Origin of the sequence: Streptomyces sp. NPDC001339 (assembly GCF_042895955.1) — a bacterium.
In the GTDB taxonomy this organism is placed as follows: Bacteria; Actinomycetota; Actinomycetes; order Streptomycetales; family Streptomycetaceae; genus Streptomyces.
Genome location: NZ_JBIAWT010000009.1, coordinates 19,492 through 35,866 on the forward strand (window position 1 = coordinate 19,492; position 16,375 = coordinate 35,866).

At 66.8% G+C, this 16,375-nt stretch carries 13 protein-coding genes and 1 pseudogene; 4 read left to right on the top strand and 10 right to left on the bottom strand.

Going from position 1 to position 16,375, the window contains the following annotated elements:
• Positions 1 to 89 precede the first annotated feature (89 nt).
• From ACFY12_RS25600 to ACFY12_RS25615, 4 genes and pseudogenes are all read right to left on the bottom strand, one after another.
• On the bottom strand, positions 90 to 401 hold the full coding sequence (locus ACFY12_RS25600; protein WP_390714810.1) for a pore-forming ESAT-6 family protein: 312 nt from the start codon (positions 399 to 401) through the stop codon (positions 90 to 92).
• 51 nt (positions 402 to 452) lie between these two features.
• Positions 453 to 785, bottom strand: a complete 333-nt coding sequence (locus ACFY12_RS25605; protein ID WP_390718240.1) for a hypothetical protein — start codon at positions 783 to 785, stop codon at positions 453 to 455.
• 189 nt (positions 786 to 974) lie between these two features.
• Positions 975 to 1,735: pseudogene (locus tag ACFY12_RS25610) on the bottom strand (transposase).
• A 53-nt stretch (positions 1,736 to 1,788) separates the two neighbouring features.
• A complete protein-coding gene (locus ACFY12_RS25615; RefSeq protein WP_390718241.1) occupies positions 1,789 to 2,220 on the bottom strand; it encodes a hypothetical protein in 432 nt (143 codons plus the stop codon).
• Between the two features lie 496 nt (positions 2,221 to 2,716).
• Between ACFY12_RS25615 and ACFY12_RS25620 the strand changes: the two genes are divergently transcribed.
• The 3 genes from ACFY12_RS25620 to ACFY12_RS25630 all read left to right on the top strand — a co-directional run bounded on the left by ACFY12_RS25620 (position 2,717) and on the right by ACFY12_RS25630 (position 5,768).
• Positions 2,717 to 3,853: a hypothetical protein gene (locus ACFY12_RS25620; RefSeq protein ID WP_390718242.1), complete on the top strand. Its 1,137-nt coding sequence runs from the start codon at positions 2,717 to 2,719 to the stop codon at positions 3,851 to 3,853.
• A 217-nt stretch (positions 3,854 to 4,070) separates the two neighbouring features.
• Positions 4,071 to 5,222, top strand: coding sequence for a NucA/NucB deoxyribonuclease domain-containing protein (locus ACFY12_RS25625; RefSeq protein ID WP_390718243.1), 1,152 nt, complete (start codon positions 4,071 to 4,073; stop codon positions 5,220 to 5,222).
• A 15-nt stretch (positions 5,223 to 5,237) separates the two neighbouring features.
• Positions 5,238 to 5,768 carry a hypothetical protein gene (locus tag ACFY12_RS25630; protein ID WP_390718244.1) on the top strand — a complete coding sequence of 177 codons (531 nt, stop codon included), beginning with the start codon at positions 5,238 to 5,240 and terminating at the stop codon, positions 5,766 to 5,768.
• A gap of 229 nt (positions 5,769 to 5,997) precedes the next feature.
• On the opposite strand, the gene ACFY12_RS25635 is transcribed toward ACFY12_RS25630, so the two are convergent.
• The 5 genes from ACFY12_RS25635 to ACFY12_RS25655 all read right to left on the bottom strand — a co-directional run bounded on the left by ACFY12_RS25635 (position 5,998) and on the right by ACFY12_RS25655 (position 14,479).
• Entirely contained in the window at positions 5,998 to 7,416 is a 1,419-nt protein-coding gene (locus ACFY12_RS25635; RefSeq protein WP_390718245.1) for a DUF6177 family protein, read from the bottom strand.
• 82 nt (positions 7,417 to 7,498) lie between these two features.
• Positions 7,499 to 11,473: a type VII secretion protein EccCa gene (gene eccCa, locus ACFY12_RS25640; protein ID WP_390718246.1), complete on the bottom strand. Its 3,975-nt coding sequence runs from the start codon at positions 11,471 to 11,473 to the stop codon at positions 7,499 to 7,501.
• A 38-nt stretch (positions 11,474 to 11,511) separates the two neighbouring features.
• Complete coding sequence (locus ACFY12_RS25645; protein WP_390718247.1) at positions 11,512 to 12,687, bottom strand: MinD/ParA family protein; 1,176 nt, start codon at positions 12,685 to 12,687, stop codon at positions 11,512 to 11,514.
• Between the two features lie 51 nt (positions 12,688 to 12,738).
• Positions 12,739 to 14,094 (bottom strand): type VII secretion integral membrane protein EccD, encoded by a 1,356-nt coding sequence (gene eccD, locus ACFY12_RS25650; RefSeq protein WP_390718248.1) that lies wholly within the window; start codon positions 14,092 to 14,094, stop codon positions 12,739 to 12,741.
• Between the two features lie 106 nt (positions 14,095 to 14,200).
• Positions 14,201 to 14,479: a hypothetical protein gene (locus ACFY12_RS25655; RefSeq protein ID WP_390718249.1), complete on the bottom strand. Its 279-nt coding sequence runs from the start codon at positions 14,477 to 14,479 to the stop codon at positions 14,201 to 14,203.
• A 388-nt stretch (positions 14,480 to 14,867) separates the two neighbouring features.
• Here ACFY12_RS25655 and ACFY12_RS25660 point away from each other — a divergent pair, with 388 nt between their 5' ends.
• Positions 14,868 to 15,725, top strand: a complete 858-nt coding sequence (locus tag ACFY12_RS25660; RefSeq protein WP_390718250.1) for a hypothetical protein — start codon at positions 14,868 to 14,870, stop codon at positions 15,723 to 15,725.
• Between the two features lie 62 nt (positions 15,726 to 15,787).
• On the opposite strand, the gene ACFY12_RS25665 is transcribed toward ACFY12_RS25660, so the two are convergent.
• Positions 15,788 to 16,351, bottom strand: a complete 564-nt coding sequence (locus ACFY12_RS25665) for an NADPH-dependent FMN reductase (protein ID WP_390718251.1) — start codon at positions 16,349 to 16,351, stop codon at positions 15,788 to 15,790.
• Positions 16,352 to 16,375: the final 24 nt, after the last annotated feature.

The following is a 16,375-nucleotide window of genomic DNA, read 5'->3' on the forward strand; positions in this document are numbered from 1 at the left end:
GCTACGACCTGTGCGGGCGCCGTCACCCCCGACAGCCCCATGGCGCACTGCGACCGGATTACTTCTCCTGCCGATGCGCCAGGGCTCGTTCAGCCGATGTTGTCGACCGCGGACTTCGCGCGCGCCAGCGTCTGGTGCGCGGTCGCGTCGTTCTTCTCCAGCGTCGTCTTCAGCAACTGGATGATGCTCCGGACCTCCTGCGACGCACGGTTCCACCGCATTTCCTTGCCGTGGTACTCCTCCGCGACACCATCCGCCGCGAAGTCCGCCATCGCCGCCTTCACCTGCGCATCACGCGCCGCGATCACCTGCTCCAGACGGCCGATCACCGCCTGTACATTGCCCTGCGCCTCCGCCGAGGCGCCCGTGTCGTACGAACGCCGGTCCATGCCAGCAGCCATCACAAACCACTCCCCGCTGAGATCTGAGTACTTCTGTCGCTTCTCGGGCGGTCAGCGGCCCGAGAAACGGGCCGCGTCGAAGTTCGCCGCCGACATCTGCGACCGCGCGTTGTCCGCCTGCTCCTGGACGCCCGAGCCGAAGGCCGACTCCATGCCCGACTGACCGCCCACAATCGCCGCCAGCGCACTGTTCAACGCCGCCGTGATCTCATCCGCACGCGACTTGAACGAATCGAACGCCGCCTTGCCCGCACCGTTGAACTTGCCCTCCAGCGGCTGGGCCGCCTGCACGAGCTGGCGGATCAGCGTCCCCAGCTCCGTACTCGACCCCTGCGACTGCGACCTCAGCGTCGAGAGCGTCTGCGCCCCCATGTCGAACTTCATCGGGCTCCCCCCGTCAGACTTGACAATCGTATGTACGGCCATGCCTATCAACCGGGGCATGGCCGGTGCAATTCACAAACCCGATCCTATGACCAGGGTGTGACAATGGCTCAAAGCTGCTGGCTAAGGCTTGTCCCGCGGTGATCGATTAGGCGGGTCGGATGGCCTCTGTGGCTGGGCGTCCGCGGTCTACCCGGCGAGGGCGAGGTTGTGGAGGTGGGCAATACCGAGCATCGCGTGGTGAACGCCGTCGCCCCTGAGCGGCAGTCGCGCAGAATCTTCCACCCCTTCATCCGGGCGAAGGTGTGCTAGACGCGGGCGCGGACCTTGCGGTGCAAGCGGTTGTGCTCCGCCTTCCAGTCCGGGAGTTCGCTAAGGCCGGGCTCGCGACGGTGCGGGATGAGCAGCCCGGTGCCGCGGTAGCCACCGTCGGCGATCACTGTCGTGTGGCCGACGGCGGCTTTCACCCCGGAAAGCTCCCACGCCTTGCAGTCGTTGCGGTTGCCGGGGAGGGGCCGGCCGACCGTGACCACGAGACGGGTGTCGGCGTCGATGACGACCTGATGGTTGGTGGAGTAGCGGTAGTTCTTCGACTGCTCGGCCACCGCGTGATCACGGGTGGGGACCAGGGTCCCGTCCACAATGAGGACGGCATCCTTGCGGAACCGGCGCCGTGACCGGAGCGCGAGAAGGGGGCCGAGGTGGTCAATGATGCGATCGGCCGCGGATTTCGAGACACCAAACAGCGGAGCGAGTTGGCGCAGCGTCAGGTTGGTGCGCCAGTACGTCGCGACCAGCAGGACACGGTCCTCCAGCGGAAGACCCCATGGCCGGCAGCGCCGGACAGCGCCCGCGCCCTTGCGGCGCAGACCAGTCACGAGCTTGCGGAAACAGCGCGGGTTCAATCCGGTAAACGGCGCTATCCAGGACGGTTCCGACGCCGTGATCACACCAGAGACACACCGTGATCATCCCACTACGGGCAACCGGGAGGGAACGGCCGTCAGGGCTCCGGGATGAAGGCGGGATCGATGCCCATCGCAGCGACTCCCTCTCGCACGGAGCGGTCGAACTGCTTGATCGTCGCCACCAAGACATCCCAGGGGACGGGGGAAGTCCAGAAGTCCGGCGTGAAGATGGAGCCGACCTGCCAGCCGCCATCGGAGTTCACGATGCGAATCAGCCCCTCCTCCGCCTGCATCGAGTCGAGCTCGAAGTCCTCATGGCCGGCAGCCGGACTCTCAAGCCAGAGCGCCAGGTGGTACGCCAGCTCTGCCACGGGGAACGCCTCCTCGGACCACACCACCTGCCCCTGCTCCCAGATGGAGAGCTCTGCCTCGATGTCGAGGAGAAGCACCGCCAGGGGAGCCTCCTGTGGGGTGAGTCCGCGTTTCGGCAGATCCGACAGTCCAAAGTTCCGGCAGACGAACCGCACCGCCCGGCCTCCATGAGATCTGAGGCCCTCAACACATCCAGGCCGCCCAAATGCGGAGAACCCTACCAAGTCATGCCCGATGCCTCACCTAGCCCCCAATAGCGGGACAAGCCTTAGCTTGAGCACATTGCTCCGCCCCGGTAGCTACCTCTTGCCTGTTCACCGCTCCGCTGTTTCGACGGCCGGTAGGTAGGGACGCACGTACAGGCCATGCCTCCTGTCCGGTGTATGACGACTTCAAGTCATTTCTCAAACTGTACGGCCATACAGCTCGATATATTGGTATGTTCATGCCGTTCGAAGATCACCAATAGGGGGTATCAGAGTGCGATTACGAATACGTCGCGGGGTGCTGGCGGTGACTGCCGGGGCGCTGGGACTGGTGCCCGTGTCCGCTGGGCCAGCCTTGGCGTATCCGCCAACGAAGTCATGCAGCACCGCATACTCTGCCCAGATCGTGTTCTGGGCCATGACGTGCAGTCAGCCCGGGGAACCGATGATCGGCGGGTTCGCTACCTGGCGGAACGAGCCAGTCAACTTCGACAAGGTCGACACGCCTCAGACCACCGTGCAGGTTGCGAACTATATGAGGGTGTCGCCCAACACCGAAAACTCTCCGATCGCGCCTAATATCGAGGTAGGCCTGTACGCGGAGAAGACCGGGAAGGCGACTCAGGCATACGGGCCCCGCTGGAGTGAGATAAGCAATCAGGGCGGTGTGACGAGAGCCATCACGCTCGGCGTGAATCCGGCGAAGGCGGACCGACGCAACCACACGTACATGGTTGTACGCCAGGACAAGGGTGACCAATGGGACATTCTGTATGACTTCAATAAGGTGGGCAGTACTGGGCACCAGTTGAAGGTCCCGCGGGGGAATCCCAATCGGATTGACCTCGGGCTGGAGGTGATGGGACCCCAGTACGCCGACGTCCCTGCTATCGCCAGCCGTATGCAGTTCATGAGCGAAGACAAGGCATGGCATCAGGTGGCCTCGGAGAACACCGCACAGGTCATCTCTCTGGGCACGTGCGGAAGCGCGAGAAAGCCGCCCTACTGCTTCACAGCGAAGATGACCGGGGGTACATCTTTCACCCAGTGGACCGCTGGCAAGCCACGCAAGGCATCAACGGTGGCTCCCGTCCACGCATTTGCTCCCCCGGCCCTTCGCCCTTCGGCCTCCGCGCAGCGACCTGAAACCCCAAAGTCTTTCAATGGAGTTGACCAACAGGCGCTACGGCAATGCCTGCTGAATGACCCTGATGGATGCCTGGCCACGGTTCCTGGTCTGTCCGAATGCGTCGCTGGTGCCCGGCTGTGCAACGCGGAAGCCTTGCAGAGCGCGGCTCCCGAAACGCCGGGGCCGACCGCCTCGGTCAGCGGCGAAGATGTCCGCGAGCGGGCGGCGGCGGACTTCGCCGTGGCGCCTGACAAGGTTTCAGTCGTCAGCCCCTCTATGAGTACTGGCTTCGCTGCGGGCACGGATACCCCGAGCATGTGGACAGTGACCTCCGCCGAGGCGACGCCCGGTCTTGGGCGCCACGACGCACGATTCAACGGTTTCCGGGCTTCCTACTCCGCCACGACTGGACAGCTGATCGAGGCGTGCTGGGGGCAGATGTGCGACGTATGACAGGCCTGCCCGACGCCACGCCGATACGACCTCTTGGTCAGCAATTTCCCAGGCCCATACTGCGGGAGCCTCGACGATGACTCACCCCCTATCCATCACGCGAAAGACAGGTCTTCTCCTCCTAGCCGGCGCTCTCCTCCTGGCCGGTGCCCCTGCCGCCCACGCCTCTGGGGCCACGGTTCCCAGCCGAGCCCTTCCCGCCAAGGCGGGGGGATTCGTGCCAGCATCGACGTTGCCTGCTCAGGCGCTACGCGAGCTCAACAGTCCAATTTCGCTGGGGGACTACCGGCCGGACCAAACTTCCTCGCCGTCTCCAGCGAAGGCAGCCAGAAGTTCTGTAACAGCCGTCGACGAAGCATCGGACCTACGGCAGCAGTGTGCCAAGCACAAGGAAGCAGCAGCCTCGAAGGGCTGGCTGAAGAGCCGGTTCGAAACCTGCCAAAAGCGCCCCTACGACCTTGTTCTGCGCGACACCAAAGGCACTCAAGAGATTGGGCGGCTCTGGTTCGACATGTGGGTGCTGGGCTTCGCCACCGACGGGGCCAGGCGCGTCGACTACGTCAGCAGTATCGAGAACATACGGGTTCAAACTGCGCCCGGATCCGGGGCTGATGCACGGAACTGGATGGTAGGCCAGTACTTCAGCCACACCTCAGGACCTCCTGCCGATCCTTCCAGTGTGGTCAACGGCCCGAAGCAGGAAAGCCGTGACGAACTTCTCGGAGCCTGGGACAAGAAGGCACACTGGACACTGACGTACACCTCGCCTGACTCTGGACCCCAGTGGAGCAAAGGAAATCTGCAACTGGCAACTTCACTGGTGATGGCCGAGCTCACCGTAAACGCTCCGGACGTCAATCCCTACAAGCAGGTTGATTCCTACCACTCCAACGTGCGCTTCGACTATGCAGGCCCAACCGCGGGTAAACACAAAGGCACGGTCTTCACTGAAGGCCGCGCGGAACTCACGCTGAGCCTCAAGGACCCCGCCGTAAAGGAAAGTGCGCAGCACATACTGGACGCTCAAAAGCATCCGGAGCGCACGTTCCCGTCCTGGGCGGGTAAGAGCGTTCCCGGAGCCACAGAGCCACTGCACCGTCTCGTCGATACTGAGAAGCAAAAGGCCAACAGGGAGAAATCGATCAAAGAGTGCAACAAGGTATGGGGGGACTACTCTGGGACGCCCCTGCAGTGTGATGAGTACCCCTTCGCTTCAACTCGCGAGGGATCGACCAAGGGTGACGACCGCTACTCTGTCCGTCTCATCGACGGCAAGGACAACGAGACCGGCGGCAACCGACTCAACCTCATGTATACGGCCAACAGAATCCTCGATGGTGACCCCTTCTTCGTAACCATCACCAGCTGAACCAAGGACGGCACTGTGGCGCTGCTCGCCGAGTACACCGTGACAGCAGAACCAGACCGCTGCCTCGTAGAGGTCTACGACGCCGACGCGTACCTCCAAGACAGCGCCGCACTTGAGGCGTCACGGGAGCAGGTGGTAGCCGGCAACGGCTATCACCTGTATCTCCACAGCCTGCAACCCGTCATCGGGGTCGACGTCATCATCCGCATCTGGGACGAGCCGCAGACGCCCCCTGCCCACTGCGAAGGCAGCACTTCTGTGACCATTGAGTCCGCCACCGCCTGCCTGGTTGTCAACCAGCTCACCTTCGGCCCTGCCGGAACCATGGATTTGCCTCGTCCTGGCGTCTACGAGGGCACCGCCTGGTGGACCGGGCGCCATGCCACCCGCGACTACTACGACCGCACTCTGGCTGAGCTAGCTGAACACCCCGATCCGGATGCCCTCGAAGATGTCTGGCGGAACAACCCCACCTCCGAGAGCTACGTACTCGACCTCCACTACGCGCGGGAAGCTACCCCGGACGACGAAGACGACGTCCTCTGAGACCATGGCGCCGTGATCGTGCCCTCAGCTGAGCCGCAGCCCGAGTTGAGTGTCGGCGCCCCAGTCGGATCTCCCCGCTTTACGGCCACCTGCCGGAGAGTCAACTGGCCATGAAAGTGGTCACTGTGGGTGGCCGGGGCCCAGCTTGGTGGTTCTCGCCGCGCGAGTCATTCATCCGACCCGCCGCTGCCCGCAGCGGCGCCGCCCGCGGGACGGTCGGCTGGCGGTCTCACACGTCTTTCAGATGCCGCATCAGGCGTTCGAAGTCCTGCCAGCCCGATAGGTCAGACGGGTCGCCCGGCAGTGGGTAGTACAGCGCGGGGCGGGCCTTCGAGCCGAGGGGGACGGGCTGCTGGGACAGCGGGGTGTGTCGGGCACGGTCGCCAGGCATCTGACGGACCTCCTCCGCGCCGAGCACGAAAGCGAGCGGGACCCCGGGGCCCTCGAAGTGGGGCGGCACCGCCAGGTCGCGGCGGGCTTTGCGGAGCTGGATGAGCATCGACTGCAGGTGGTGGCGGGTGGCGAGCAGCTCAGCGGCCCGGGGCAAGGCATCTACCGGCGGCTCCTCCTGGGTGCCGTAGCCGAAGGCCAGCGTGATGTGCTCCTCCACGCCTGCCTTTGTCCGGCTGACACGTACCGTGGCCAGGCCAGGCTGGTCCGGGTTGCCGACCACCACGAACCACGTCGGCTCGGGCGCCCTTTCGCGGGCGAGGTCGGTGATCTGGCGTGGGGACCAGGGGAGGTTGGCGGGTTCGGCGGTTCCCCATCCGGCCGGGGGTTCGCCGGTGAGTTCACGCCAGATCGATTCCAGCGCGCCGCCGAGGACCAGGCGGTCGTCTGCGGGGTGGACCGTGCGGAACGTGATGGCCAGCTGGCGTTCGCTGGTGTTCGTGACGTCCTGGTAGGAGGCGGCCACCGGGGTGTGCGGGTCGTCGTCGGTCGCCTCAGCCGCCGCTACGGGGGCGAACATTCCCTCCTGCCATCGCAGGACGGCTCCGGTCAGGCCGTCGTAGTAGCCGTCCTGTTCGTCGCGTACGACCCAGCGGGAGGGCCAGTTGCTGAGGCTGTCGCATACGGCCGGGGAGAGCGTGGTTCCCGGTGGGGTGACGATCTGCAGACCCAGCTCGGCGCTTGCGGCGGTCTGCAGGGCGTTGGACAGCCAGGCGGTCATGGCGATCACTGGGCGGTCCTGGATGACGACGGCGACCTTGTCGGTGAGGACATCAACGGCGGGCTGCGCGGATGCGGGCGTGGGCGCCACGCTCACCCCGTCGGTCTTCACCACGGCAACGGAGCGCGCGGCCTCCGGCGGCCAGGCGGAGCCGTCGGCCAGGGCGGCGAGCCGAGCGGCGAAGGTGCCCGCGAGGTGCTCGGCGTGTTCGACGCCACTGGTGGCGCGCGCTTCGGTCCACCAGTACGGAACCGGTGGTGGGGTGGCTCCGAGCAGCCGCTCGGCCTCGCCGGCTACTTGTACGAGCAGAGGGGCTTCGACGGAGACGAGCGGTCGGCTCTCACTGTCGCACAGGCGCATGATGGCGCCTTCGCCTGTGGTGTCCACCAGGTTGTCGGGGCCTCCGGAGAGCAGGCCCGCGAGCATGGTCCACGGGTCGGGCATGCGCTGGGTGAGGGCGATGACGTCCTTGGTCATGTTCTCGTCCGGTTCTTCGTCGTTCGTGGCATGGCTGCTATGCGTCTCGTGTGGCCCGCGTGTGCGGGATAGCTGTCCTGTGTCACTGGTGGGTGTAGACGGTCTGGATCAGGCGGTTGGGCTGGCCTCTGCGGATGAGGACGCCGCGGCCTGGTGGCTGCTGGGAGGCGTAGACGCCGGGGAAGAGCTGGCCTTCGCTGCGGTCGCCTGCCATGAGGAGTGCTGCGGATCCCGATTCGCGCAGGCCCTGTACGAGGGGTTCGTAGATTCCGCGTGAGGCGCCTGCGACGCGGCGGGTCAGGACGAAGTGGAGGCCGATGTCCACTGCGGAAGGGATATAGGGCAGGAACGCCGCGAGGGGTTCCTGGCCGGCGGTGGTGAGCACGTCGTAGTCGTCGACGAGGACGACGATGCGCGGGCCGCCGCCCCAGTTGCCGGGCTGAAAGTCCTCGAGGCGTGCGCTGTCGTCGGGCAGCCGCTTGTCCAATACGTCGGCGATACCGTTGGCGAGGCCTGCGCACAGTTTGGCGTTGTAGGCGTAGCCGCCGTTGAACTCCTCAGGGATCGCGCCGCGCAAGCTCCGCCTGGGGTCCATGATGGCGAAGACCAGCTCGTCTTCGCTGTACCGCTCGATGAGCCCGTCGGCGATGGTCTTCAGCAGGTTCGTCTTGCCGCATTCGCTGTCGCCCATGACCAGCAGGTGCTGGTCATGCTGGAACAGGTCGAGCAGAACAGGCCGGAGGGCCGTTTGGTCGAGGCCGATCGGTACTCGATGAGGTTCGGCGACCGGGCCCGGCAGGAGGTTGGGCTCCAGGATGTGCGGCAGCACCCGCACTGGCTGGGCCACCTCGCCGCTCCAGGTGGCGCGGATCGTCCGGGCCGATCGTTCCAGGACGGTGCCCACGTCGGCGGCATCGGTGAGTCCGTCGGTGCGGGGCAGGGCGACCTGCGCGAAGAGTTTGCCATCGGTCAGGACGCGGCCCGGCTCGTCGGGTGAGAGGGTCGCTGCCAGTTTGTGGTCGATGCAGGATTCGCTGGGGTCGTTCAGCCGCAGCTCGATGCGAGTGCCGAAGTTCGACTGGACGGCGATGCGTGCGTCGTTCCAGCGGAGCATGCCCGCCACCACGTGGATGCCGTACCCGCCGCCGCGTTTGAGGATGTCCGCGACAGCGTCGTCCAGCTCCTCGAAGTCGTCGCGCAGTGCACCGAAGCCGTCGATGACGAGCACGATCTCGGCGGAGGCCAGCTGAGGCAGCCGCCCCGCAGCGTGCAGATCGCGCAGCTGCGAGAGGGAGTCGATGCTGTGCTCGCGGAAGAGGTCCTCCCGGGCCGCAAGCATGGTCCGGACTTCTTCGACGGTTCGGGCTGCGCGCTCGCGGTCGACGCGGCCCGCGATGCCGCCGACGTGCGGCAGACCCGATAGCGCCTGCATGCCGCCGCCGACCAGGTCAAGGCCGTAGATGCCGACCTCGCGTGGGGTATGGGTCAGCGCGAGAGACAGGACGAGGGTACGCAGCAGCGTGGTCTTGCCGGACTGCGGGCCGCCGATGACGGCGGCGTGCCCACCTGCCACCGTCAGGTCCAGGTACCACTGGCCCTGCCACTGCTTGGCCGGGTCGTCCAGCAGACCCAGGGGTACCTCAAGCGGGCGACGGCGCCCCTTGAGCTGCGTGCCGCGTGCACCGACGTCCAGCGGCCCGGCCACTGTGTCCAGAGCGAGGGCGTCGGGTAGCGGGGGCAGCCAGATACGGCGCACCGGCCCGGCGGCGTTGGTCAGTTGCCCGACCATGACGCCCAGCTCGGTCGGCCCCGTTTCGCGGCGCCGCACCGCCGGCTCCTGGGCGTCCGGATTCTCTGCTCCTGCCGCGGTGTTGTAGGTGTCGTAGGGCAGGGCGAGGGGTCCGGTGTCTTCTTCGTCCTCGCGCTGGACGGGGCCGTGGTAGGCGCCGGAGACGTAGCTTGCCTTGAAACGCTCGTAGTGGCTGGTGTCGACCTTGAGGTAACCGAATCCCGGCAGCGGCGGGAGGTGGAAGGCGTCGGTGGTGTCCAGGACGGTGCGGGATTCGTCGGCGGAGAAGGTCCGCAGGCCCAGCCGGTAGGACAGGTAGGTGTCCAGGCCCTTGAGATGGCCGCCTTCAATGCGCTGACTGGACAGCAGCAGATGCACCCCGATCGAGCGGCCGATGCGGCCGATGGACAAAAACAGGTCGATGAAGTCCGGCTTGGCGGTGAGCAGTTCACCGAACTCGTCGATGACGACAAACAGATGCGGCAGCGCCTCCAGGTCGGGCCGCTGACTGGCGCGCAGCGCAGCGTAGTGGCCGATGTCGGCGATGTTCCCCGCGTCCTTGAGGACCTGCTGGCGGCGCTTGACCTCGCCGGCGAGCGAGGCGTGGACGCGTTCGACCAGGCCGGCCTGGTTCTCCAGGTTGGTGACGACACCGGCCACATGCGGCAGGTCCGCGAAGGGCGCGAAAGTCGCACCGCCCTTGTAGTCGACCAAGACCAGGGCCAGGTCCTCCGGCGGGTGCGTGGCCACCAGAGCGAGGACGATGGTGCGCAGCAGTTCCGACTTCCCCGAGCCGGTGGCTCCGACGCACAGTCCGTGTGGGCCCATGCCGAGCTCGGAGGACTCCTTCAGGTCCAGCAGAACCGGCTCGTGGGAGTCGTTGATGCCGATGGGCACGCGCAGGAAGGCGCGTTCGCCGCGCGGTGCCCACAGGTGCGAGAGGTCGAGGTGCGCTACGTCGCCGATGCCGAGCAGGTCGGCGAAGTCGACCGGCCCGGTCAGGGGGGCGTCGGCGAGCGACTCGGCGGACAGGCGTAGTGGTGCCAGCATCCGGGCCAGGCCGTCGGCGAACGGGATGCTGACCTCGTCCACGGTGCCGTGGGCGCTGACCGGCTCCTGCCCGCGGAGATCTTCGATGACCACCTGGTCGCCGTCGACGGTGATCCGCACGCTGACATCGCCCGGTTCCTCGACCCGCTGCTCCAGCAGGTGCACGACGGTGACGCCCATGTCGCGCAGGCCGACCGCCTCGTCGGGACGCGGAAGGTCGACCGCGTCCTGGCCGTGTCCGTCGGCGACGACGAGCAGCCGGGACGTCATGGACAGCGCGTCTTTGCCGGACAGCCCACGGCGCACCTCAGCCGCGTACGAGGCGCGGCGGCGCAGCTCAGGGCCGAGCTGCCGGGCGAGCTGAGGTGTGGAAGGCGCGATACGGCGAGCGGCGACGGGGCCGTCGAACTGCTCGCCGTCGAGCATGTGCGGCATCCACTTGGCCCACTCCCAGTCCGCGAGCCGGTCCCCGGGCACCGCCAGCGCCACCGCCACGTCGTCGGGGGCGTGCAGGGCGGCGGCCTGGACGAGCAGGGCACGCGCAACTTGGAGGCAGTCCTCGCGGGGGCCGATGACGCTGACATTGCCGACACGGTCGAGCGGGACAGTGAGGGGCAGTTCGGTGCCGGTGCGGAAGCGGCCCCTCAGCGCGGATGCCTCATTGAGCATGAAACGGTCGGGCGGGGTGAGCACCGACGAGCCCTGCTCCGCGATCTTCAAGTCCCGCACGGGCATCTCGCCGGCGCCGACACGCGTACGCAGGAAGTCGCCGTCGGTGCGGCGGCGCTCCCACAGACGGGCCGGATCACGCACGACGTCGTACAGAGCGGCCGGTGGCGGGTTGAGAACCTCGGCGCGCCCCCGCCGCTCGCGCTCCTCGGCAGCCAGCTCTTCGCGCAGGTCCTCCAGGTAGGCCAGATACGCCTCTCGCTGGGTGCGCCGGGTGCGCTGGGCCTTGCCGCGCTGCGAGAAGACCAGCGCGACCGAGCCGATGACGGTGACCACGAGGATAATCGCGCCGAGTGCAGCGAACTGGCTGTTGCGCACCACCGTCATCATCACCACCGACGACATGACACCGGCAACTGGCAGCAGCGACATCGCGATGTTGCCCGCCTTCCCCTCGGGAAGGTTGGGCGGGGCCTCGATGATGCGTGCCTCGGAGGCGGCCGAGGGCCTGGTGGTTCTGGCCGGGCGGTGGATCAGTCGGGTACTCATCGTCGTCCGTCATTCACGGTCGGGCTCGGCACTTTCGGTCAGTGGTGCTGCTGGGAGAGCTGGAAGACCTCTGCGGCAAGGCACGTGGCAGCCCTCCTGGTCGGGGCAGCGAGCAGTTCGGTCCGGACCGGGCCGCCAGCTGCCAGGTGCCGGTCATACGGCAGCACCTGGACGCTTACCCCTGTGGACCTGAGCTTCTGTGCGGCTTCGTCGAGGTCGACGCCGGGGCGTTGCATCAATTCGGTGAGCACAACGACCGTGCTGGCAATCACATGCTGGGGCAGCCCCTGCATCCACTGGAGCACCGCATACGTGCTGGTGATGCCCTCCGGCGTGGCGGGTGTGGTCAGAACGCGGCCGTGGGCGGCGGCGAGCGCGACCCGCGCTACCTCGGCGGGCAAGGTCTCGCAGTCGACGACCATCACACCGAAGTAGCGGCGCAATGCGACCACGGCCCTCTCATATGCCCGGCTGTCCAGCATCACCCCGATCTGGCCCTGGCTCGCGGGCAGCAGCCAGGCATTGTCGGGAAGCTGAACGAGATAGCCGGTGACGTCGAGCAGCGACATGTCCGGCTTGACGATGTCTGCGACATCGCTGGTTGTCCAGCGCAGCGTCTGGGCACCGAGCCGCAGCGGCAGCGAGCCGAGCGCCGGATCGGCCTCAAGAAACAGGACCGGATCCTGCCGGTGATGGGCGTACGTGGTGCCCAGCAGCGCGGCGACGGTCGACTTGCCGGATCCGCCCCGGATGGACGTCACGGCGATCTGACGGCCGGTCGTCACAGGCTGCTGAAGCACCTCCGCGGTCCGGGTGACCTCAGCGACCTCATGCGCGGCCGACGAGGAGAGCGTACGGCGCAGAGCCCGTGCGGCACGCGCGGCGAGGGACTCGCCATGCAGCGGCTTGTGCCGGAACGCGCCGGCCAGGACCTCATCCACTACGGGCCGGGAGCCGGGAGCAATGTGGTTCTTCTGCGGGGCAGGGGTGTGCGCGGCCGGTGCCTGCTGCGTCTGTCCCTGGTACTGATATCCGGCCTGCGGGAGCGCACCGCCCCCCTGGTCGGCGCCCGACACTGGGGCATTCTGCCCAGGAATGCCGAGACCTGGCGCGGGAGCCCCGTAGGGGTGCCCGCTGGGGCCCTGTGCACCCTGCTGGGAACTGCCTTTCACGTCGCGCAGCACCTCACCCTGCCATCCGTGTCCGCTTGGCATGCCTGCCCTTCACCCCCACCTGCTGCCCATCCGCAGCGCCTGCACATCGGCTCAGAACTGGTTGAGCAGCTGCCCGTACACACCGAACACACCAAAGGTGAGCGGGAAGAGCCCCACCATGCCAATCGATTCGACCAGATCAGCCACGCGCCGCAGCCGCACCCGTACATGCTCAGGCAGCTCCACCGCCAAAACCAGCAGCGGCAGCACCGCAGCCGCACACAGCACGGCGAGCGGTCCGGCGCCCCCGGCATGCTCCATCCACACCATCACCAGGCGCACGACGAGACACGACGCGGCGGCGAAAAGTGCCACGACCTCAGCAGCCAGCGGGAAAGCCCGTGCCCTCGACAGCAGCACCACGATGACGAGCGACGCCAGCACTACCGTCCATACGGTCGGCTTCTCGGCCAGGGTAAGCAGCCAGCCGGCGGCGGTTGCCGAAACCGTCGTGACGGTCGTCGACAGGGCGAGGCCGCGGTGCGTCGCGGCCAGCGCGGTACGCACCTGGTGACGGCTGACAGACACCCCTCCCGAACGGCGGTCGTCAAGCGCGGTCAGCCCCGACGCCATGAGAGCGAGCCGCGGTAGCACGCCGAGCAGCACCAAAGAGAACACGGCCATGACAGCGCCAAGCCGGGCCGGTTCGCTCTGCACGGCAGCGACCACCTCCCACACGACGGTGATCGTGGCTGTGATCACGGCACCGACGAGCCCGCCCTTGCCGAGCGGCGAGAAGTAACCGAGGAACACAAGGGTCAGCACCAGCACGCCCGCTACGGCGGCAAGCCGCGCGGTGCCCGGCCAGCCGTATGCATCGGCGGCTGTCCACGCGGTGAGAACCCCAAGCCCGCCTGTGGCGAGGAGGAGCGCCGTCGCCAGTCCCCGGTTCCCCCGTCCGACCTTGGCAACGAGCACACCGGCCACCAGGAGCACGAGCGTGACGGCCGAGAGAGGGCCGACCAGGGCGTCGAGTGCGAACTCGCGGCGGGCGAGCAGGGCGGCGACTACGGTGAAAGCGACCGTTGCCACCCCCGCGGTGGCCCGGCGCGCTGCGGGACGCCAGCGCCAAGCCCGCAGGTCGAGATCGTCCGCCACCTGGTCGGTGACGTCATGCACGACAGGGGCTGGCGGCGCAGAGTGTGCCCTGACCAGTCGGAGCACGGCGCCGTCGGCTATCCCGGCCGAGGCCAGCGTGCTGTCGTGCGGCAGGACAGAGCCGTCGGACGTAATCAGCTGCCGTGCCATCGGGCCCGAAATCGGCCGGTCGCCCAGCAGCTGAAGAATGTCCGGGAGCAGTTGCCCGATGGGTGTGTCGGAGAGCAGGACGATGTCGGACCGGCGTCGCTCGCCGACCAAGGTCACTCGGCTCAATTGCGCCTGGGAAGTCGTTACTCTACTCACCACTTACGGGAACCTATCATCGCGACGCTCAGACCACTCGGGCCATCCGGACAGCAGCAAACTTCCGCTTCCCAGGAATTCTGCACAATCGTTCCGAATCTGCGGACTTCTAAGGTTTGGCCGACTTCGTCGGCTGCTGGTACTGCTGCACTTGACGCTGCTGCTTTTCTTGCTCGGCCTTCTGCTGTGCCAGTGTGTGCTGGAGGAACGACCACCCGATGCACCCCGCGCACAACACGGCCGTGATGGCGATCCCCGCGAATACCTTCCCGAGCCGCTCGTCCTGTGTGCGTCGCCCGCGCTGCGCGCCGAACAACAGGGCATCGCGCATCCTGCGTCGGCGTACAGTCACCGACTCCAGTAGCTGACTGTCGTAATCCCGAGCCATCTCGTCGTCCGTTGCCTCAGTAGTGATCGGTGAAACCTCAGCCAGCGGTCACGCGCCGACCATCAGTCCTAGATGGTCCCGTATGCCGGTGCGCTTCCGCATCTTTCGATACGCAGTCGGCCGTCGAGCGCCGCAAAGCACCTCCCGTTCCTCTCGAAGGCGCGGCGAGTCTCAGCCGGGGGCATCCTGCGGGCGACACCCGCCTCCAGCGTGCCCTGCCGAGGTTGACCTGTGTCGAGCCGCACTTGCTTGAAGGGTGACCAATGGCGAGAAACAGTCACATAGTGCTTGTCAACGCGTGGAGCATGGCCACGTCTTCGACGGAAGGCGTTCAGCAGTGAGAGGGCGGGGTTTCTTGCTAGTTTCGATTCCTCGTCAAGGAGGTCCAGTGTCGTCTTCCGTGTCTGCCAGCACATCGGTTGATCTTCGAGTTGAGCCGGTTGATGTCGTGCTCGACGAGGTTGAGCGTGTTCTTCAAACGCAGCTGGACAGAGCGACGCTGGTGCGCAAGCGGCGGTCGCTGGGGGCGTGTACAGACCGTGGCACGTGGGTGCGGGTTGAGCGGCGCCGCTTCGACAAGATCGGTAGCCAGGGCTGGAACGGCACCGAATGCGCTGCCCTCCTGGAGGGAGTGGCCAAGCCGCAGTGGCACCGAGGTGCTGCGTGGCGGCAGCCTGGGGAGGCCGTGATGTGGCGGGCCGATGAGACGGACCTTCTGCCCGGTGCTCCCGTCGGCAGCAGTGTTCTGGCCGCCGCCCCCGCGCTGACGGACAGGTGGTGGCAGGCGTTCAATAGGTCACTGGATGCCCTGGCCAAGCAGCACACGAGGCGTGTCGCCACTCCGGACACCGTGATGATCACGCAGCGGGGTGTCTCCGAGGCGATCGACGGCTTTCTCCCCGGTGGTGTCGACGCAACGGTGGAACGGTGGCTGCCGGCCCATGCGGATCTCAACTGGGCGAACGTGACCGGACCGGATTTCTGCCTGTTCGACTGGGAGGACTGGGGTCTGGCTCCTCAGGGGCTGGATGCCGCGTCGTTGTGGGGCAACTCCCTCGCCGTTCCGGCTCTGGCCGAGCGCGTCCGCCTCGAACGGCGCCACGATCTGGAGAGCCGGGACGGCAAGCTGATGACCTTGTTTGTCTGCGCGAAGATCTTGGCCCCTGATGCCCATCCGGAGGACCCTCGCCTTGGACCCGCACGCCTCATGGCCGCGCAGGTCGCGGAGGACCTTCAGAGCGGCTGACGATCTCGCTGTTCACGCGCTGGCAGGCACTGTTCTGGCTGCGACAGCGGCAGCCCATGCCTCTATGCCTGGTCGAGCTCTGAGGTCCGTCCGTGAAACCCGGCCAGCAGGCCAAGAACCTTGCTGAGCTGGTCGCGGACCCCGGGATCGGCGATACATCCGTCCGCGCCGACCATCTGACGGGCCACCGGAATCTTCGCGCAGGCCGACTCCACGATGTCGGCGCCGGTGTAGCCGAGTACTGTCCGAAGCGTGGCCTCCGCGCCCTGCCCACGGCCCGGGGCGGCCGCGTTCACCCAGGCCACGGGCTTGTCGCAGATCTCGGTGCCGCCGACCGTCCAGTCCAGCAGGTTCTTGAACGAACCCGGCAGAGTGCCCGCGTACTCCGGGGTGCAGATCAACACCGCAGCCGCCTCGCTGATCGCCGCGCGCAACTCGGCCACAGGAGCCGGCAGCGGATCGGTGTCATCGTCGGGGTTGAAGTGCGGAAGCTCCGCCAAGCCGTCGTAAAAGACGGTGCGCACCTGCGAGGGGGCCACGGCCTGCGCAGTGTGCAGCACGGACTCGTTGGACGAACCAGTCCGTAGGCTTCCGGGCAGCAAGAGGATCAGAGGCAGCGTAGACATTCATTGATGATCGTCCCTCCGGTG